Annotated in this window: 17 protein-coding genes and 2 pseudogenes; 12 read left to right on the plus strand and 7 right to left on the minus strand. The window is 58.5% G+C overall.

Annotated elements, in window-relative coordinates:
• Positions 1 to 92 precede the first annotated feature (92 nt).
• Positions 93 to 1,121: an IS110 family transposase gene (locus tag MA07_RS01005; protein WP_036345843.1), complete on the plus strand. Its 1,029-nt coding sequence runs from the start codon at positions 93 to 95 to the stop codon at positions 1,119 to 1,121.
• 1,575 nt (positions 1,122 to 2,696) lie between these two features.
• Here the strand turns inward: MA07_RS01005 and MA07_RS01020 are convergent.
• The 3 genes from MA07_RS01020 to MA07_RS01030 all read right to left on the minus strand — a co-directional run bounded on the left by MA07_RS01020 (position 2,697) and on the right by MA07_RS01030 (position 4,396).
• Positions 2,697 to 2,957, minus strand: coding sequence for a hypothetical protein (locus MA07_RS01020; RefSeq protein ID WP_036345853.1), 261 nt, complete (start codon positions 2,955 to 2,957; stop codon positions 2,697 to 2,699).
• A gap of 178 nt (positions 2,958 to 3,135) precedes the next feature.
• Entirely contained in the window at positions 3,136 to 3,876 is a 741-nt protein-coding gene (locus MA07_RS01025; protein WP_052002691.1) for an outer membrane protein, read from the minus strand.
• Between the two features lie 262 nt (positions 3,877 to 4,138).
• On the minus strand, positions 4,139 to 4,396 hold the full coding sequence (locus MA07_RS01030; protein WP_036345856.1) for a WGR domain-containing protein: 258 nt from the start codon (positions 4,394 to 4,396) through the stop codon (positions 4,139 to 4,141).
• A gap of 144 nt (positions 4,397 to 4,540) precedes the next feature.
• Here MA07_RS01030 and MA07_RS01035 point away from each other — a divergent pair.
• The 3 genes and pseudogenes from MA07_RS01035 to repC all read left to right on the plus strand — a co-directional run bounded on the left by MA07_RS01035 (position 4,541) and on the right by repC (position 7,252).
• Positions 4,541 to 5,182 (plus strand): annotated as a pseudogene (locus MA07_RS01035) (IS6 family transposase).
• Positions 5,183 to 5,708: 526 nt separating this feature from the next.
• A complete protein-coding gene (locus MA07_RS01040) occupies positions 5,709 to 5,921 on the plus strand; it encodes a hypothetical protein (RefSeq protein WP_036345859.1) in 213 nt (70 codons plus the stop codon).
• Positions 5,922 to 6,097: 176 nt separating this feature from the next.
• Complete coding sequence (gene repC / locus MA07_RS01045; protein ID WP_036345862.1) at positions 6,098 to 7,252, plus strand: plasmid replication protein RepC; 1,155 nt, start codon at positions 6,098 to 6,100, stop codon at positions 7,250 to 7,252.
• Positions 7,253 to 7,287: 35 nt separating this feature from the next.
• Here repC and MA07_RS27390 read toward each other — a convergent pair whose 3' ends face one another.
• Positions 7,288 to 7,890 carry a peptidoglycan-binding domain-containing protein gene (locus MA07_RS27390; protein WP_052002694.1) on the minus strand — a complete coding sequence of 201 codons (603 nt, stop codon included), beginning with the start codon at positions 7,888 to 7,890 and terminating at the stop codon, positions 7,288 to 7,290.
• Between the two features lie 271 nt (positions 7,891 to 8,161).
• Here MA07_RS27390 and MA07_RS01055 point away from each other — a divergent pair, with 271 nt between their 5' ends.
• Positions 8,162 to 8,413 (plus strand): WGR domain-containing protein, encoded by a 252-nt coding sequence (locus tag MA07_RS01055; protein ID WP_036345865.1) that lies wholly within the window; start codon positions 8,162 to 8,164, stop codon positions 8,411 to 8,413.
• 29 nt (positions 8,414 to 8,442) lie between these two features.
• On the opposite strand, the gene MA07_RS01060 is transcribed toward MA07_RS01055, so the two are convergent.
• Together MA07_RS01060 and MA07_RS01065 are read right to left on the minus strand one after the other, a co-directional pair.
• Positions 8,443 to 8,646 (minus strand): hypothetical protein, encoded by a 204-nt coding sequence (locus MA07_RS01060; protein WP_152568671.1) that lies wholly within the window; start codon positions 8,644 to 8,646, stop codon positions 8,443 to 8,445.
• Positions 8,647 to 9,197: 551 nt separating this feature from the next.
• Positions 9,198 to 9,848: an SOS response-associated peptidase gene (locus tag MA07_RS01065; protein WP_036345871.1), complete on the minus strand. Its 651-nt coding sequence runs from the start codon at positions 9,846 to 9,848 to the stop codon at positions 9,198 to 9,200.
• 85 nt (positions 9,849 to 9,933) lie between these two features.
• Between MA07_RS01065 and MA07_RS27395 the strand changes: the two genes are divergently transcribed.
• From MA07_RS27395 to MA07_RS01105, 7 genes are all read left to right on the plus strand, one after another.
• Positions 9,934 to 10,551: a hypothetical protein gene (locus MA07_RS27395; protein WP_081928695.1), complete on the plus strand. Its 618-nt coding sequence runs from the start codon at positions 9,934 to 9,936 to the stop codon at positions 10,549 to 10,551.
• Positions 10,552 to 11,210: 659 nt separating this feature from the next.
• Positions 11,211 to 11,708 (plus strand): hypothetical protein, encoded by a 498-nt coding sequence (locus tag MA07_RS01080; RefSeq protein ID WP_036345877.1) that lies wholly within the window; start codon positions 11,211 to 11,213, stop codon positions 11,706 to 11,708.
• Positions 11,709 to 11,869: 161 nt separating this feature from the next.
• Positions 11,870 to 13,345 carry an exodeoxyribonuclease VII large subunit gene (locus MA07_RS01085; protein WP_036345879.1) on the plus strand — a complete coding sequence of 492 codons (1,476 nt, stop codon included), beginning with the start codon at positions 11,870 to 11,872 and terminating at the stop codon, positions 13,343 to 13,345.
• Positions 13,346 to 13,358: 13 nt separating this feature from the next.
• A complete protein-coding gene (xseB, locus tag MA07_RS01090) occupies positions 13,359 to 13,583 on the plus strand; it encodes an exodeoxyribonuclease VII small subunit (RefSeq protein ID WP_036345881.1) in 225 nt (74 codons plus the stop codon).
• Positions 13,584 to 14,061: 478 nt separating this feature from the next.
• Positions 14,062 to 14,907: a hypothetical protein gene (locus MA07_RS01095; RefSeq protein ID WP_036345884.1), complete on the plus strand. Its 846-nt coding sequence runs from the start codon at positions 14,062 to 14,064 to the stop codon at positions 14,905 to 14,907.
• Positions 14,908 to 14,936: 29 nt separating this feature from the next.
• The gene (locus MA07_RS01100; protein ID WP_036345886.1) at positions 14,937 to 15,290 is read left to right on the plus strand and encodes a hypothetical protein; all 354 of its coding nucleotides are present in this window, start codon (positions 14,937 to 14,939) and stop codon (positions 15,288 to 15,290) included.
• A 608-nt stretch (positions 15,291 to 15,898) separates the two neighbouring features.
• Positions 15,899 to 18,241, plus strand: a complete 2,343-nt coding sequence (locus MA07_RS01105; RefSeq protein ID WP_160195353.1) for an AAA domain-containing protein — start codon at positions 15,899 to 15,901, stop codon at positions 18,239 to 18,241.
• 418 nt (positions 18,242 to 18,659) lie between these two features.
• On the opposite strand, the pseudogene MA07_RS28350 reads toward MA07_RS01105, so the two are convergent.
• A pseudogene (locus MA07_RS28350) lies at positions 18,660 to 19,442 on the minus strand (IS630 family transposase); the annotation flags it as partial.

Below are 19,442 nucleotides of genomic sequence, written 5' to 3' on the forward strand. Positions count from 1 at the left end.
ATTCCATAGATGATGGAGTGGACGACGCCTGCTCCCGGCAGCGCCCTATGAGATAGGGTGATTGCCTCAGCGCCAGACAGGGAGCCGCTCCAATGCAAGTCACGACAGTAGGTCTCGATCTCGCCAAGCATGTGTTCCAGGTTCATGGCATCGATCGGAACGGACAGGTTCTGATCCGCCGTCAGCTCCGCCGAGGCGAGCTCATCGGCTTCTTCCGCCGCTTGCCGCCCTGCCTGATCGGCATGGAAGCCTGCTCCACCGCCCACTTCTGGGCGCGCGAGCTGGCGGCTCTCGGGCACGAGGTCCGGCTCATGCCTGCGGCTTATGTGAAGCCCTATGTCAAACGCGGCAAAAGCGATGCCCTTGATGCGGCGGGCATTTGCGAGGCCGTGACCCGCCCGACCATGCGCTATGTGGCCATCAAGAGCTCTGAGCAGCAGGCCGTGCTCATGCTCCACCGTACACGCGAGCTGTTCGTGCGGCAGCGGACCATGCTGGTCAATGCTCTGCGTGGTCATCTGGCCGAATACGGCATCATTGCTCCCCAAGGGCTGCCGAGCGTCCCCAAGCTCAGGGAAGTGGCCGAGAAGACCCGAGGGGCAGCCTTGCCGGAACTGGCATGGCGGTGTGCGCGCCTGATCATCGCGCAACTTGAGGAGGCCCAAGTCCGGGTTGCTGAGGCTGAGCAGGAGATCCTGGCCTGGCATCGCACGAATGAGGTCAGCCAGCGCCTGGAGACGATCCCCGGCGTCGGCATCATCACGGCCAGCGCCCTTGCGGCCACCATTTCGGATCCGCGCTCCTTCCGCTCGGGCCGCCACCTGGCCGCCTGGATCGGCTTGGTGCCACGCCAGAGTGGGACAGGCGGCAAGGTGCGGCTCGGGCACATCTCCAAAGAAGGAGATCGATATCTGCGCCGGCTTTTGGTGCTCGGGGCCACGACACTCTTGCGGCATGCCCGCGGCAAAGCCTCAGCGGCTGCGGGATGGATCAACGCGCTCTTGGCCCGCCGCCCAGCCGGCGTCGTCAAGGTCGCCATCGCCAACAAGTTGGCTCGGGTCGCCTGGGCCGTCTTGCAGGGCAACCAGGGTTATCGCGCTCCGGCTGCTGCGGCCGCATAAGCTGCCCCCAGAAGCCGGATGAGAGGTTTGCAAGGTTGGTGGAGGTGGTGATGGTGTGATGACGAACCGGTCGAGCCGGGGATCAGACAAACCCGTGATAAGCCGTTGCGCTCTGACGCAGCATAAATGTTGGGGACCTGATCCGCGAACTTCATCAAGGCCCGCGGTCATGAGGCCGCATCACAAGGCCGAACACATGGCTGCCCACGACCAGATCGTCAAAACGCCAAAAACCCCTTGCCACGCAGGCGCCGTCCACACAGGGCTTATCGGAATTAAGGGTGCCTATCTGCCCCCTGGAAGGCGCGAGGGATCGTCAGCATCTGGGTGTTGATCGGCTGGAAGACTGAAGCGACGGGCTATGATCTCGATTTCGTCGCCGGACTGTATCTGGATTACCAGCCGTTCATAGCCCTCGGAGGCTGTCCCTGGCCCCCTGACTTCGTAGATGAAGGCGCTTGGCCCCCAAGGGAAAGCACGGGGAATTGTCAGCATCTGAATGTCGGAGCAGACGATAGAACTAGCTTCGCCACGCCAGGAGACGCTGAGCACCAACTCGCCCTGCTTCCAGTCCAAGTTCACTCCGAGCAGGATCCAATCGTGCAAAGGCTGTCTCGCAGACGTCACGCCCATAACCAACCCTCTTCAATGGCAAGCAGGCGTAGCATAGTTCCATAAACGACCTTCCGCGAAATTCGCCCGTTGGTGCCGGTATGGCGGACAACCCTCCGCCATACTGCCGAGGGGAAAGCGGCCGTTTTCGACTCCGTCCCCACCCACTTCCCCACCGGCGCGGCCCGTGTCATCTCGCGCCGGGGGCTAAGCGGCATGTGTTATGCGAGATGCGCAGCAGCCTTCACACGCACGGGGGAGCTGGAGCGCCATGGAAAAAGGGCCGCGCCCGGTCTTATGACCGTGTTCGCGACCCTCTGAAATCCGTATTTGCCCCTACGGGAAGGAAGTCCGTATACATACCTCCTCGAAGGTGTACAATAAGTACATAAGCTTAAAGTGGCACAATAAGCCTATTTTTCAGAGGATAATCAGCGTATTTCTTCGCACATCTGTCGTATACCCGACTGACAGGCAGGATTTGAATGAGTACATCGACCATACCGACTTTGTTATTTTTGCCCCTACGGGTCGGACCTTGGAGCGCCCCTTGAAAGAGAGGGCGCTTTCTTTTTGCCAGTTCAAATACCCAGGGAAAATTAGCCTCGTAGGCTGCACCGTTCCATACTGAGGCTTATGCGGATTTCGCGGCAGACTATTCCATGGTTTTTTCGAAAGGCGGCGTTTGCAAAATAGCAAAGACAATCTGCATGTAAACGATTACACACGGCAAAATGAACGATCGAGACTATGAACTTAGTAAGAAGCTGCAGAAGCTGGAGAGCATTGAGGTCCAACTAGCGCAGCACGTGAAGACCACCCGCCTTGGTCTAACTTGGCTTTCAGTCTTGGCACTCGCTGCACTCGTCCTCCTGGGCTTCCACATCGTCCATCTGTAAGTCGCTCAAGGATGCGGCAAGCTCATTCCATACTAGGTGTTATACGAAATTGCGTGGCGGGTTTTCACCAACGCGGAGGCTGTGGCGGAGGCTCCACCTGGTCGACTTCCATCGAGACTTTGACGGTCAGCACCCGCTGGCGGTGTTCGTTCCTGACCTCGATCGTGACCTCCCGAGCGTCGCCCTTTGGCAGTTGGTCTCGGCCGATCTCAGCCGCAGATTCCGCTGCCTCGCGTTCGGCGGCATCAAGGCTGTCGAATTCAAGGCCCTCTTCATCAGGGGTGAAGCTCGCCCCCTCACGCACGTCGAAATAGAACAGAGGCACCGTACTTTCCTGAAACGATACATACCAACTCAGTGCAGAGCGGTTTGTTCGTCGTTCCATACTGGACCTTATGCGAAATCGCAGGGTGGTTCTCGCAGCGCATCCCCCCTTGCCTCTAGACGTAAACAAAAAGGCCCGGGTTTCCCCGGGCCTTTTCTATCTCTGTGAAAGACGGATCTTAGTAGCTGCCGAACTTGTAGCTCAGGCCCACGCGAACAGTGTGGAACTCGATTTCGTTGTCGCCGAGATCGACATCGTTGAACACGTTGCTACCACCATCGAAATTGGTGTAACGGTATTCCAGACGGGTCGTCAGGTTGTTGGTGAATGCATATTCCACGCCAGCGCCAAGCGTCCAGCCGGTCAGCGTGTCGTCATCGTCACCGACGATACCGAATCCGTCCGAGAGGCCCGCGAAGGCAAAACCACCGGTCGCGTAGATCAACGCGCGATCAAATGCGAAACCGGCGCGAGCGCGGATCGAGCCCTGCCAGTCGAGAGCGCTGCCAGCAAAGCCGTAGTTCGTGAACACGGCGCCGCCGGGGCCAACGATGACCACATCATCGTCATCGTCGTCGCCGAACACGCCTTCGATGTCGCCTTCGACACCGAGCACGAACGAGCCCAGCTGGACATTGTAGCCAGCATGGACACCGGCCAGGAAGCCGTCGCCGCTGTCACCAAAATCGCCGCTCTGCACGACGAAGCCGCCCGGAAGCACGAAGTCATTGTCGTTGGCGTTCCAGCCATAGCCGACCTGACCACCGACGTAGAAGCCGGTCCAGGTGAAGACCGGAACAGGAGCGAACACCGGAGCCAGAGGAGCAGCGCGGGAAGGCAGGTCGGCAGCGGACGCGGCGGAGATGCCAGCGGTGACGAGGGCCGTGGCGGCCAGCAGGCCGAGAAGACGGGTTTTCATGAGGAGAATCCTTTGGGCGAAGAAATCTTAAAGCAGTTTATGGGGAGGCGTGAAAGAAAGGCTATGATAAAGATACAACACCACTCCGGTTTAGGGCCTGCTTGTTGAGGCCTAGGCTACAACTGTGCTTACCGAGACGTTAACACTTCGTGGATTTGACACAGCAGGTGCCGTGTGCGCTATTGGTCCAGTTTTCGGAAGGCTCCGAAGGCGAGGAGAACTCAACCCTGCCCCGCAACGGGCAGGGTTTTTTACGCCTGCATTACAAATCCTGATATCCGCGTCGCCGCTTGACCCGGGCGACTGCCTCAAGCGCCAGGCCGGCCTCGACTTCGCCAGGGAACACCTCGACCAGCTCCTGCCCGTTGGTGCCGATCCGGCCCCAGTTGCGCACCAGGCGCACGGTCCCGAACAGGTCCCGCTCGATCATCAGCGCGTAGAAGCGCCGGATCCTCTGCTCCGGGTCGATCCGGTGCAGCACCAGATGGTGCTTGATCGGGGAGCGGAGCTCGTCAGGCATAGGATCTCTTGTTGAAACGGATCTGTCGCAAGAAATTGTTTCAGAGTTTCAGCCAGCAGTCCCGCGGTCTCGACAGCGGAGGGCAGCGTGTTCAAGGGCAGGCATTTTGATCGTTCGGTAATCCTGCTCTGCATCCGATGGTAACTGGCCTATAACTTAATCCTGCGAAACCTCGAGGAGATGATGGCCGAGCGAGGCATCTCGGTCGACCACGCGACTATTCACCGATGGATTGTGCGCTATTCACCCGAACTTCTGAAGCGCTTGGACGCCCGCAAGCGAGCCGTCACAGCCGGGTGGAACGTCGACGAGACCTACATCAAGGTCAGAGGTCGCTGGATGTACCTTTACCGGGCGATCGACAGCAACGGCGACACGGTCGAGTTCTGGTTCAGCGAGCGGCGCAATCTCAAGGCAGCCAAGCGGTTTCTGCGCAACGCGCTCAAGCGGCACGGCCGGCCCGAGCGGAGCGTCATCGACGGCAGCCAGACCAATCGCGAAACCCTCCTGTCGTGTGATAGTTCAGACCGGCTCTAGGATCGATCAAGACGCCTCTGAAGCCTATTCGCATCCGGCAAAGTGCCTACTTGAACAGTCGTATTGAGCAGGATCATCGTGCCATCAAGCGACGGGTGCGCCCAATGCTTGGGTTCAAGTCCATAGACAGCGCCCGTGCGATCTTGGGCGGCATCGAAATGGTTCACATGATGCGCAAAGGGCAGGGCAAATGTGCCCCATGATCGGCATCTATCGCTCGCTGATCAGTTCGAGCGGCTCGCCGCATAAGCAGCAACAGGCTGCTCAGACATCTTTCTGTCCTCAGCTAAAACTTACGACAAAGCCAACTTTCACCGTGCCAAAGCCCATTCCGAGTTCTCGGTACATTTCCCTTGTTCGCTATGCCCTTTAAAAGAGGTTCGAGCACTTCGAGTTATTTGGGATTGAACCGGCCTACGAGACGGTCCTGCAATCGCCAGTCTTGAATCCAATCCAAATACCCGACCGGATTTGTGGTCCCGCTGATAGTCGTTAACCACATCAGCGCGCCGTTCTCGAATCATAATCCAGCCCGCGAGTTGATCCTTGAGCCGAATACTAAGCATTCTCGAATCAAGTGCGTAAATGAGAATCACCGGGAACCGGGCTTTTACATGCGAATTGACTCGGCCTTTTCAGCTAAATGATTCTAGCTAAAGAAGTTTCCCACCGCTGAATCGATCTATTGTGAATGGATTCTTGACGCGCGACTCCACAGCCAACTCAGAATCGGTCATTTCTCGTAACTGTCACAAGTGCGATGGGGTGGAGTGCCATGCCTGACGTGAAAGGGATCGAGCGTGTTCAGCGCCTCCGGAAAGCTCGCCGCGAGCGGGGTGACCGGGAGATGAACGTCTGGGTTCCTCAGTTGATTGGGGCTGCAATCGACCAAGCTGTCGAGAGCGGCCGCTTCAAGACACGCCAGGACGCCATCAACCACGCCCTTGAGACCACCTTTGTTCGGAAGGAGCCAAACACGGTGACGTAAACTAGGCAAAGCAAAAGGCCCACGAAGCTGGAAACTTCGAGGGCCTTTGGAGACCACCGCGAGGGTGGGCATTTGGATCTGTTTGGCGACAATCCTTATGCCATCCCGACAAGCTGAATGTCAAGAGCATCGGTTCCGGTGAACACTCCCGCTTTGCCCTCAACATGGAGGGTACGATGCAACTCGCATCGTCAGGAGGCCGGCGGCTGAGACATGCCGCTCTGGTCGCAAGAGAACTTGCGCTCGAAACCGGGCGCACCGTAACGCGCAAAGAACTATCGGCAGCCGCTCGGGAGGCAGCCAAGGCCCTGAATCTAAAATCAGGAGCCCGTTGGGTTCTGTCCGAGCTCGTGGCCTGCTGGGGCGAGCAGGAGTGGGACAGGCTACTGGTATGGCCATCCAACGACTATCTGGTGACCCGAACCGGGAAGTCCGAGCGGGCCATCAGGGCGGCTTTCCGCGTTCTGATCGACCTGCAGCTGATCGTTCCCAAGGAGTCTCCCAACGGCAAGCGCTACGCTGTCAAAGACTTGGCGGGAGAGATCATCGATGCCTTCGGGTTCGACCTGACGCCGGTCTATGCTAGGCGAGGGGAGTGGGCCGAGCGGCTGATCGAGCAGAAGCAGGCCCGCGAGGCCCGCAAGCGCGCCTTCGACGAGATCACCATCGCCCGCAGGGCCGCTGAGGAGGCCCTGAGCGCCTTGGCGGAGCACTATCCGGAGCTGGACCGCTCAGATCTTGAGGAGCAGGTCAAAGGCTTGAAAGCCAGGACACCGGCCCGCAGCATGAAGGTTATGCCCCACGATACTTTGGACCAGTGGACAGCCCTGAGGAGAGCTTGCGAGGAAGCCTTCTTAAAAGCGGGCAATGGCGGCGAAATCCGCCGCCACACTAATAACAACAACGGATCTCCTAGTGAGTCTTGTAACAAGGGCTTTCCGAAGAAAGCTGGGGCGGTTCGTTCAACCGAACAAACGCCGGAGCACCTATCACCGGAATTGATCCTTGAAGCTTGCCCGGCCATCAGCGACTACGGCCAGCCTGTGCGGGATCTGGCCGACATCGTCTCAGCCGGCCGCTACCTGCGAGCCTCGCTCGGGGCACATGAAAGCGCCTGGGCCGAAGCCGTCGAGGAGGTGGGACCCGTCAGGGCGGCCATTGCGGTGATCTACGTCCTGCAGCTCTACGAGGACGACGCGGCCAGGAACGGCGGCGATAGCCGGATCAAGAACCCCGGCGGCTACTTCCGCGCGCTCACCCGCATGGTGAAATCCGGCACGATTGATCTGGCCGTCGAGCTCCTGGCCATGAGGAGGCGACGAATGTCATAGGGGAAGATCGTGCTCATGAGCTCCCAACGTGATGACTACTGGTTGGCCAACTTGCCGGGCGTCAGAAGGCGCAGGGTCGGAGCGTCCAACTCGCCCGTCACATGAAGTTTGTTGGCGCGCTGGAACTCGTTGATCGCCTTGCGGGTGCCGGATCCAACAACGCCGTCTGCCTTCAAAGGACCGTAGCCGTGTCTGGTCAGGGCTTTCTGAGCTGTGGCCGTGACGAGGGGCTGGGCATCAATTGTGCTCGTGTTGATCGAACCTGTTGTGAAGACATCGTTGCCGGAGCTGTTCAGCTGACTGATCAGATCCTTCATTCCGGTCGCTGCAGTCACCAGTTCGGCTTGGGCAAGGTCTCTGGCTTGGGTCAGAAGATCGGCTTCCTGCCGCAGTTTCGATACTTGAAACTGCAACTGCGCCAGGTCGCCCACGGCTGTTGTTGTGCGCTGTCGCTCAGTCAGGAGGTCCATCTGGATCTGGTGCAGGTGTCTCACCTGTCCGTGCAGCTGGTTTTCCACTTCGGCGGCGGATCGGCTGGAGAGGGCATACATGCCCCATCCCGTGATGGTGCCAAAGCCGAGAGCCAGGATGATCACCCGGGAGAAATCGACAGGTGAGGGCGAATATCTCTGGGTCATGATGAACTCTCAGGTGTCTAGAAAAAGGAGGGCCTCAATGCGACCCGTTTGCGGCAGGGAGGAATGAGCAGGAGTGTGGTCGGATAATGGCTCCGCTCCGGGTTTGCTCCCTCGCAAGCCAGGTGGTTTGTCTTTAGGGTGAGCCAAAGGTTAACGGTGACCAGAGTGCCGTCCTGTGCTCGCAGGGTGCATCACCATCGTGAATCGTTAGTCTCTGATTGATTCAGGACTTTGATTGGACCTCGCCCATACACTTGAACAACATGGAGGCATGTCCACAGACACGATCCAGTACCTGGTGCTCGACAGGTGTGACCCCACCTGCAACATGGCTCGTTACTACGTCCCGTCGATAGAACCCAGCCTGTTCGGTGATGCGACCCTGGTCCGCCAATGGGGCCGCATCGGGCAGCCGGGGCAGAGAAGGATCGAGCTCTACGAAAGCCAAACACGTGCAGTGGAAGCCCTTAAAACGTGGCTCCAGCGCAAGCGGCGGCGCGGCTATCTGCTGCGAAGCGGGTAGGGGAGGAGCGCAGCGGGCCTGAATTGTTCTCAGCGAAGGATCTTGAGCAACTCTTCGACGGCTTCTATTTCCGTGAGGCTGCCTCTCTCGTACTGGCGCAGCACGTCCCTGATCTGAGCGCGCTTTGACCGTGAGCTGCCAACGTGCTCATCATGGGCGGCTGCTTGCCTTTGAATCACAGGCGGCAATGCAGGCTTGCGGAAGTAGTTTTGAGCTTTTTGCAGCAGTCTCATGGTCAACATTCGTGGCGGATGACACAGATGATCGATAGGCGCTCTTGAGGCCGGTTCGTTGCCTTCTATCCTTAGCAGCCAGCAGGATCGAGGAAGGCGGACTTTGGTCGAAGATATCGGGGCGAGAAAGCCGCGCTTAGATCTTTGTTATGGTATGAGCGGGCTTCATCAGTGCACACGACTGATGGTGTCGAGCGGGCGCTGAGAGGATGACCGCAAGTGGATTAGAGTTTCTCGCCGACCCTCTTGGCCCTCGTGCTCGCCGTGGGAAAGGCGTTCACGCTGACGATCTGGCGGACCCTTCCGAACCCCAGACCAGGGCTGAGGCAAGAAATGCTGCTGGCCTGGAAGAACCGCAGGCTCCGGAAACAAGCTATTACGAGCTCGGTCCAGCAACCTCAAAGTGTCCGGACTGTGAACGAGCTCTTGAGGAGCGCTGAGGAAGTCAAGGATGAGACACATGCTGCAGCGCCGACGCTACAACACGGTTCAGTAACACAACCAAGGTCCAGCACACCTCCTGAAAACTAGCTTTGGAGCTTGCAAGCAGTTCAATCTGTCTCAGGTTGGTCCGATCTTGCACCTTCGGCCACGATTTCGAGCATGTCATCGGGCAGCGGCCGCTGCAGTTTGAGCGCCACTTCCGCCGGCGCCGTGAGCCAAGTCTCGTACTCCTCCGGTGTGGTGAGGACGACCGGCATGGCCTTCGGGTGGATCGGCCCGACGACGCTGTTCGGCTCGGATGTGAGGAACGAGTAAAGCAGGTGCTCGCCCTCGACCGGCTCGGCCTTGGTGCCGCGCACTCCCGTCCATGGCCGCCAGATACCCGCGAAGGCTGCCAGGGGCCGTTCCTGGTTGAGCGCGAACCACACCGGTGTCTTGCGTGGCTTGGTATCTTTGTACTCGCTGAAGCTGGTAAGCGGCACGAGGCAGCGGTACTGCGGCTTGAGCCAGGCGCGCCAGAAGGGCGAGGATACGTTGCGTACGTTGGTCACCGGCTGGGTGCCGACCTTCGGCGGCGGCGGAAAGCCCCAGCGCATCTGGATCAGCTCGCGCTCGCCGTCGACGGTCCGGATGACGGGAGCCATCTGATCCGGAAAGATCGCCGGCAGGGGAGGGACGTTACCGGCGCTGTCGCGGGCGACCTCGAAGGCCCGGCGCATGGCCTCCTGGGTGGTGTAGCTCGAATACAGATTGCACACGGGTGGGATCCTCCGGCGGGGCATGGTCTCTCGTACAGTCGCGGTAGTTTTCAAATCGTGCCGAGGCTGGCATAGCCAGGGGATGATGGACAAGCCGACGACCGCGATATCCGAATGTAGAACTGACCAAGGGCCGCCGGACCTCGCACTGCCCGATGACCGCATGCCGGAGGCCGAGGTGGCACTGCGGCTGGCCGAGTTCATCCTGTCACTTCCCGGCTCGGGAGCCATGGCCAGCGTCGCGATCGACGGGGCCAGCATCAAGGTCGGCGACGCCGTCATATTCGACATCGGACGCTTCATGGCCGGCACTCGATGGGAGCAGACCAAGGAGCCGCAGGTCGGTCGGAACGCCTGGACCGGCACTTACCGCCGCGGTGACAAGACCATCCGGGTGCACTCGCGGCCGGGCGAAGGCGACGTTGTCGCCACAGTCAACGGCCGCCGCATCGTCGCCGAGTGCAAGAAGGGGCCGCTGGTCCGAAAGTCCGGCAGCCCTGAGTACCCGCTGCTCACGACAGCACTCGGCCAGGCGCTTCTGTTCCATGTCGCCGCCGATGACATCGTCGTCGCGGCCGTTCCGGACACACCTGTCTTCTGCAAACTTGCGGAGACTTGGCGGAGCCGTCCCCTTGTTAGGCGGGCCGGCATCCGGATCGCCCTCGTGGCGCGCGACGGCGCGGTCTCCGGGCTGGACCTGTGACCGGCACAGGAGGCGGTGGCGCACGCTGGAGTGAGCTCTCCCTCGCCCTGACCAGATATCGGAGGGATCATTGTGAATTGCCCGCCTAAGACGCCAGGGCGTCACGCCGGTTTCTGATGGGTTGCGCCGAGACATAGACGAGCCTCCGGTGCCAGTCGCACCAGCTCGACCCCTCAGGCGTTGGGGCTCCGCAGCAGACGGCGTGGCGAGGATCGTCGGAGACGATGTAGCGGCACTGCCGCATTCCGATCCTGAGCAGTTTCGTCCGTTGTCTGGGGTCTGGTTCTTGCATGACTGACACCTTTGCACGTCCGGTTGCCCCAACGGAAGCCGCGTGTCGCATAGTGGATAGCGGACACTACGACATCGCGTCCGCTATGGAGGCCGGCACAACGCCGAAGCCGGTGCCCCCGCAGTTCAACGTGCAGGAGGGCGAAGAGGCGCTGGCGCAGCATCAGTTCCTACGAGCGGTAGTCCTTGAGGACCTCCCGAGTAAGAGTTGGAAGAAGAGTGTCTCTTCTGAGGGAAGAAAACAAACAATCCCCGGAAAAAAACCATCCGATCTGAACGCAGGCGCTCAGGATCGGATCCTCTCATCATCAGGCCGCCTTACCACACTCTGACGGGGTGCGGCCTGACCACAGACCTGCCCTATCATCATGCACGAACATCACATTGACCTGAACGCCAGGCTGGAGGCGCATGCCATCCTCGACCGCCTGGTAGCCGACGGGCCTACCTTCCCGGCCGGTGCCGCCCGCTGGCTGATCGACTTGGTTCCAGTGGCACCCAGCTCCCGCATCTCCTTCACCGGTGTCTTCAGACGCCGCGGGCCCGGAGCCAAGGGGCATGCCGCCGGCATCGGCGACATCAACCTGGAAGGGGAGGAGAAACAGACAACGTTCACTCTCAACGTGCCCGCCTCGCACCGGATCGGCGGCTATGTGGTGACCCACACGCCTGGGCACCTGGACATCGAGCTGATGTGGTCTGAGACCCGGGCTGACCGGACGGGCCAGAGCTGCTCGCTGATCTATGACGTCGACACCAGGGAGCCGGAGGAGATGCGCATCGCCGTGCAGAAGTCCCTGACCGTGCTGTTCATCACCTTCCACTACATCTCGCTCGTGCCCTGGAAGACACCTGAGAGCACCTAAGCGGTCTTGCAGATCTGCTACCGAGCAGTCGGGACAAACCTCTTTCAAGTGCATCTGCCTAAGCCAAACCCCTCAAGAAGAAGACTGCCTCGCAACGCAGCTAGCCCGATCAGGGCAGGAGAGGGAGCCTTCATCAATAACAAACAACAGGAGCACCATGCATGAACCTGCATGAACCCGACCGGCTGGCCTGCATGGGCACAGAGCCGCCGGAGAGTGAGCCTCGCCCGATCCCAAGGTGGGGCCTGAGGCAGTTCACGGCCGAGGCGGGGAGGGTCATCCGCTCAGGCCTGCCGGAGGAGGTCTGGGTCGAGGCGATCATCCTTGCCGTCTCCGGCGCAGGCTCAGGCTACACTCTCGACCTAATCGAGCCCCATTCCCTGAACCCCTCCACGAGCGCCCGGCTGCGTGTCTTCGTACCGCCCACAGTGGTCGAGCAGATGCGCCAAGCAACGGGTGAGGACTTTGACGTCTCGTCCCTGAGGGGGAGCGGCGCCTGGGTGAGGATCACGCCCTCTTTCCACCCGAGCCGGCATCTGCAGCCCATCGTTTCAGATCTTGAGCTGCTCCCCACAGGATCAGGGCTGGAGCAGGTGCGGGACGGAGCTCGTCTGCGGCTGATTGAGGATGGCGTCCTCTGCCGTCAGCGCCAGCTGCCTGCACCGGCCGACATTCTGCGCGTCGGCGTTGTTCATCCCGAACGATCAGCCGGCTATGCCGACGTTCTCTCCGAACTTGGCCGGCTGGAGCGGGTCGGCATCGCTACCGCGGTGTCGTTTCCGGCCAGCTTCGAGGGCTCCGGAGCCCGGAAGTCGCTGTGTGCTGCCCTGAAGCAGGCTGGGGAGGTAGCGCAAGGCGAGGGGCTCGACGTGCTCCTGCTCGTGCGCGGAGGAGGGCACGCGGCTGGGCTAGCCTCACTGGTGTTTGAGGATGTGGCCCGGCTAATCTGCACCTTTCCGGTGCCAGTGATCACGGGGCTGGGCCATGCCACGGATCGCACCCTGCTCGATGAGGTGGCCTGGAAGTCCACCGACACCCCAAGCAAGGCGATCAGGCTGGTTCAGGATCTGATCCGTGACCGGGCCGAGCAGGTCATGATCGCCTACCGCACGATCCGCAAAGCGGTGAAAAGCAGCATAGAGCAGCAGGCCCAGCTTCTACAGGATCGGCGGGAGAGGATCCTGCGGGATGCCGCAGCCTGCCTTCATCAGCACGAGTACCGGATCGATAGTGCACGACAGACGGCGACTACCTGCCAGCATTTCCTGCAGACCCGCCTGGATGAAAGTCAGCAGGATCTGGAACGGCTGATCCGCGAACTCACTGGAACTCGCAGCGGGCTGTTTCTGGCTGTCCTGAAGTGTGAGAACCGGGAGCTTGAACGGCTGCGGTGCGAGATCACCTGCCTGTTGCAGCAGGCGCTGGACCGTGTCGGTCTTGCTCTCGAGGGGACTCACCGGGAAATCCGCGCACTCAGCATTGAGGGCACCCTCGCGCGTGGCTTTGCCCTCGTGCTCGACCATAACCGCCATCCGGTCCGCCATGTTGCTCAGATCGGCGGAGCGCCTCTCACCTTAAGTCTCGCGGACGGAGCCGTGCAGGTCCGCCGCGCTGATCCGACCACCTTTACCAAGTAACAAAGGAACGAACATGACGATGCATAACTCTGAGAACAGCCAGGCCATGACTACGGGTCTTTACGCTAAGCACTATGGCATTCTGCAAGCGATCGCCGAGCGGCTACGGAGCGGCGGGTCCGCTGATGTCGACCTGCTGCTGGAGGACACCCGCAGGGCCATGGAGTCGTACGAGATCTGCCGGGACCGGCTTCATGCCGTACAGGCTGAGTTGCGCGCCCAGATCGACCGCAGCTGATTCCAACCCAAGGTCCTCTGGCGGAGACGCGAAATGGAGCAAGGCCGACGCAATCCCGGTATCGCGTCTGTACATAACCTTCAGGCACCCCTTCCGGGGGCAGGTGGCGGATTCCCCGGAGTGGCAACGTCGTGAGATCCCGCGCTCCTAACCCTCAATGTGCTCGCTGAAGCGTGCGAACGGCACAAGTAAAGCAGTTGCCGTGAAACGCACGGACTGCGGCCTACTCATATTAACCTAACAACATGACATGTGGAGAGCGGGCACAGTGAGGCCTTGCGATCCGTAATGCGGGTTTGCTATTTATAAATCGACAAAACGAATTAGAACGCATGGTGCTTCACGATTCGCGTTTTGGCTTTTAACGGGTTGGACGCGGATGATGCAACGATCAATGCAGGCTTCAACACAGGATGCAATCGCCTCCAAAGCCACACTCTTGTTGCCGGCAAGCCCGATAAATTATGAGAGACCCAATATGGATCACTCCCTTCACACAAGTAATTCCAAGTGTTCGATCATAGTTGCTACCCGTACCGGTGGTCAGGGAAAGACCCTGGTGTCACAAGTTGTTCATCTCATCTTTAAAGAGTGTGGTGAACCGCTTAAGGTCATGGCTGCAGATACAGCCGGGGACGACGGAAGTGCCACAAAGTCAAAGCTGGCTCGCTTCCTTGAAGCGGAAGACGCCGTAGAAGAACTCGGCATCGGAGCGACGATCCAATCCATCCGTTCCAACACTGACGAAATGTTGAGATATTGGGAGCCCTTGGGCCAAGGTCTTGCCGAGGGCAATGTCCTTGTGGACGTGGGAGCAAACGTCCTGCCGGCAATCTGGGACTGGGCAATCGAGATTGATGCGGGGCGTGTGCTTCAAGAAGCGCCTCCGACCTGGCTGGTGATCCCAGTAACAGCACAAGCACAGAGCCTTTCCGATGCCTGCGACCTGATCCGGCTCGCAGAAGCCAAACAGAAGTATTTGCCGGTTGCCAGGTACATCGTCGTCTTCAATGAGCATGAAGGGAAATTCGACAGAGTCAGCGGCACTGCAGAATATCAAAACATGATGAAGCTTATCTCGGACGTAAAGGCCAGCACCGTAAGATTGGAGCGGTGCAAAACTTCAGTTTGGCAGAAGATGCAAGTCGACTGGATTTCACTTAAGGCGATGCGCAACCTGACATACCGCGATTATTCAAGCCGCTTTGGCCTCAGCTCCTTCATGGGTTCTGCTGCGGAAAAGGACTTTGTCGATTGGATGTTCTCGACGGTGCAGGCCTTCCGAGCGGCCTCGCTCTACCCCAGCAGCGCGATCACGAAATAATCCGCGGACATAGAAGGAGGACAGGTTCAATGTCAGATCGATTGAATTCTCAGGATGCCGTTCCAGTATCAGATCCCGATGACAGCTCGCTGTCGTTTGTAACCAACGTAGGTGGTGAAAGTGCGGATCTCTCTGAGGACTTTACAACCAAAGAGATCCAAATGCCCGTGTTTGGCGCGTCCGTGCAGATCTTCAACTCCGGCCGCTTCGGAGTTGGTTATCCCGCTATCCTCAAATCAATTGAAACCGCGACTACGATCGGTGCAATATGCTTCAGCGATGAGTTGATGGCGAACATGTTTGCGAAGACTACAAAAGAGCACAACCATCCATATGACGTCTTTGCAAAAGCAAAGGCCGACTTCGGTCCTGAAGCCAAGTAGTAAGCCCTCAACCGTCAGCAGACAGGGAGCTTCTTTCTCGAGCTTTCGACAGGGCTCGATCCGTGCCGTCTGAGGTGACGAGAAGTTTGGCAGATAGCGAAGGCATCGCATGAGATAGAACTCTCGGCGGTGCTTTCTCTCTTTGCAAGCGACGTTAGCAATGGCTGTAGGATCATCGAGAGTACACATGATCCAAATCGGCTCGGGGTAGTGGGCCTCCGGGAAAAATGGCGACCATTAGGCATGCGTACGATGCCCCGTGATGTGTTCGTTTTCAGAGGTGTATGCTCAAAATTAGCCGTTCTGTTGTCATAGTCACACCTAGTGAACAACGGCCTGAGATTGAAGCAAAGTCTCAGGCGATCAGGTTTCGCCAATCTTCCTCATTCCGAGACCGCATTGAGCAGTTCATCGCCATAGCTACCTCTGGATAGATATTCCGTCCGAGCAAAGCACCGTGCCGAAGCCGAGCATCTCAGGAGGAGCTTTCCATTCAAGAGTGCAAAGCGCTGCCATATCCTGTATTTAATTCTCGTACAGAAACTATAACGCTTGATTCTAGAAATAAAATGCAAGGATCTTTTACATCTAGCACCGCAGCGGGATTCGTGAGCGACGCCTACAGAGCGCTCACAGATCTCAGCCTACGCAACAAGATGATAGCGCTCCCACAGGGCACACGCGGACGTTCAATCGATTTCGAAATCGATCCCGACATTCTGTATCAACTACTGCTTCGTCAGAACACTTGCCTGCAAATCGGCAGTGCTCCGCTGCTGCTTGCTCCACAGTCGCAGGGAACCGAATCGGAATTGAGACGGGCCGTTATCTCGCTTCGTGCGGACGCCGAGGCAATCGCAAGCGAGCAGGGCATCGAAACAAAACGTTTGGCAATTGGCACCATTGCTTGGAGAGATGCCGAGGGGATAATCCGAAATGCGCCCTTGTTTACCATACCGGTTAACATCACGAAGGATTTTATGATCGCACCGGCAGGGTCAATCGAGCCCAACGAGATCTTTCCGATCTTTGCAGCCTCGCTCGGGATTACAATCGTGATCGACCCGACAAAGCCACCATCCCAAGCTCTGTCAATAAGTACGCATCAAGTTGAGCCGAATAAAGCCCGTAGGATCGCCGTTCTTGGTTACAACCCTCGCGCCAACCTCAACCTGTATGCAGGCAAGAGCGCTGCCATGTATCGCGCGCTCGACCTTTCCGCGAGGCCTCACCTAACAGAGGTTGGTGCGCTCCGGATACTCGCAGGCAAGAGTTCAGGACCGATTGCAATCGGTCCTGAAACACCAAACCTTCACATCGTCAATGCGGATCTTAGCCAAGATGAGGCGATTTCGGCTGCAAGGGCAGGGCACTCATTTGTTCTGCAGGGACCGCCCGGCACGGGCAAGTCGCAAACCATCGTCAACATCGTGGCCAATCTTCTCAATGATGGAAAGCGCGTCCTTGTCTCTGCTGAAAAAGCAGCGGCTCTTGAGGTCATTGCTACTCGTTGGCCTGAGAGGACCAGAAAACTCCCCTTGCCTGTTTTTCTGAAAGAAAGCGGACCAGCGTTAGCGGCTGACGTCTTGTTCGCGGTTGCAACCCCGGCTGTGGCAGCGCTCAAGGTCCCAAATGGATTCGCTTTTGATGCTGTCGTCATTGATGAGGCTTCTCAGATCAGGCTCTCCCATGCCGCCGTTGTTGCTGCTCTGGCAACGCAAGTCATTGTTATTGGCGACTCCCAGCAGATGGCACCTAATAACCTCTTTGATCGCGTGGGCCAATCCCAGGATACCGCAGGGATGGCGCGAAGCCTGCTGGACCATGTCATCCATCTTGGTCTGCCTTCAGTCATGCTAAAACAACATTATCGATCACAGCATGAAAGCCTCATCCTGTTCTCAAATAAGCGTTTCTATAATAGCGAACTCGACATCATCCCATCACCTGTACGCGATGGTTCACTCGGTGTATCCTTTCAGTTCGTGCCTGACGCAATCTATGATCGTGGCGGCAATAGAGATAATGCCGTAGAAGCCAAGGCGATAATTTCTAAAGCAGTAGCTCTCGCAAAGGAGAATCGATCGCGACGAGACGATCCGGACCATTTGTTCACTCCGCGTTCGGTTGGTATCATCACGATGAATGAAAGCCAGCGCGACCTCATCCTGGCGCTGCTACCGGATGCGCTTGAAAGCGAAGGCTTTTCGGAAACTGATCTCGCAGGGCGCAGTAAGTCTGAGACGTTGTTCGTCAAGACGCTTGACAATGTTCAGGGGGATGAGCGTGACATTATTCTTGTCTCGACTACCTACGGTCCCGATTGCGAAAGGCGGTTTATTGCAAATCTCGGCCTTCTCTCCCAACCCGGCGCTGCCAAGCGAGTGAATGTGCTGGCAACTCGCGCGAGGTCAAAGAACTTCGTCTACCATTCTTTCGACATTGACTTATTGGCGAACAGCGACAGCGATGGAGCTCAAGCCTTTAGAGATTACTGGAGATATGTGCGCCGCACGTCTGTTATCCTCCCAGTTACCGAGCCCAGTCCTGATGTAGACCCAGCCGATGAGCATGATATTGCTTTTCGAGCAATACAGAGGTGGCTGAGGGGAGAGTCGGTTTCTGTGCACAGATTTCCCCAGTTCATCGCTGGTTTCCGAAGAAGTGGTCTGAAGCAAAGCAGTGTGAAGCACAATGATGTGTGCTTTTACTTTACTGGCCTCCGGCACCCATTGCAGGAAGCAGCAGATATTGCCCGGATCGAGAAGATCGGATGGACCCTGTGCAGGGTTCCGGTGGAGCGCTGGCGCAAGCAAACACAAAATCTTCGGGCTAGCTTCCACCTTCCGCAAGATCGGTGGAGCGATGAAACCAAACAGTTTCTGCATGACGTCTATGGCGCCATATCAGTCCCGTTCTTATCCAAACTCAAGTTCTGTGACGTTCAATGATACGGATCATTGAGCCTCTGCAGACCGGTTGAGGAGTGTGCTGGGCGCTTCAGTGAGTTGAAGCGCCCAGCACCTCACGGGAGGACCGGTGAGGTCCTCAGTTCATGGCTCTCTGAATTTGCGCCACCATCTTCCTTTGTCGGGGTCAAGATCAGAGTTTCAGTGGGGAGCATGCCGTCCCCTGCGCCCTGCATCACACTACAGGCGTTGCAGTTAGTGACCTCACGTCTGTGGTCGCCACCCTTCGGACTACGTTACAAGGAATGCGGTACACTGCGGCCTAGAGCTGGGAGACTGAGATCGTTTCTGTTTACTCGACACATTGAAAAATATGGCTCACACGAGCATGAGTTCTGCCTCAAGCGCCTCTACAGCAAGCATCCTACAAATTCCAAATCGCCACTAGAGCACCGGTCATTCAGACGAATCCGTATCCGGCCGCGGTGAAGTAGTTACGGCATGCCTCGGGCTCGACGAGATCACAGATGTCGCCGATGGCCCGCCAGAGCGCCTCGACGGTTCGGGCTTCGGCTTTGCGCAGATGGGCTTTGATCTGGGAGAAGACCTGCTCAATCGGGTTCAGATCCGGACTGTAGGGTGGCAGGAACAGGAACCAGGCGCCCTTTTGCTTGAGAAACTGCGCGGCTTTCTCGCTTTTGTGCGCCGGCAGGTTGTCGAGGATCACCACGTCGCCCTGCGACAGGGTTGGAGCAAGCTGGGTCTCCACATAGGTCTCAAAGATCCGCCGGGTCATGGGCCCGTCGATCACCCAGGGGGCACTCAGCCCATAGCAGCGCAGGCCCGCGATGAAGGTTTGGGTCAGCCAATGGCCGAAGGGCGCCTTGGCATACAGGCGCTGCCCCTTGGGACAGCGGCCGCGCAGGCGCGTCATCTTGGTGGAGGTGCCGGTCTCATCCAGAAACACGAGCCGGTGCGGCTCCTGACGCATGCGGGGCTGACGCTTCGTGCGCCAGTGCTCGCGGGCTTGGCGCACGTCGGAGCGTCCTTGTTCGCTGGCCCGCAGCGTTTTTTTTGAAGCTATAGCCCTGGCGGATGAACCAGTGTGAGATTGACGCGGGCGTGACCGTCGTGCCGAGGGCTGCCAGTTCTGCGGCGAGCTGCGGCATGGTGATGTCGTCCTTTTCGGTCACGCGGCGGAGCAGGAAGTCGCGATGCGGGTCGAGCTTGGAGTAGCGCCAGC

It is taken from the genome of Microvirga sp. BSC39 (assembly GCF_000739015.1).
GTDB lineage: Bacteria > Pseudomonadota > Alphaproteobacteria > Rhizobiales > Beijerinckiaceae > Microvirga.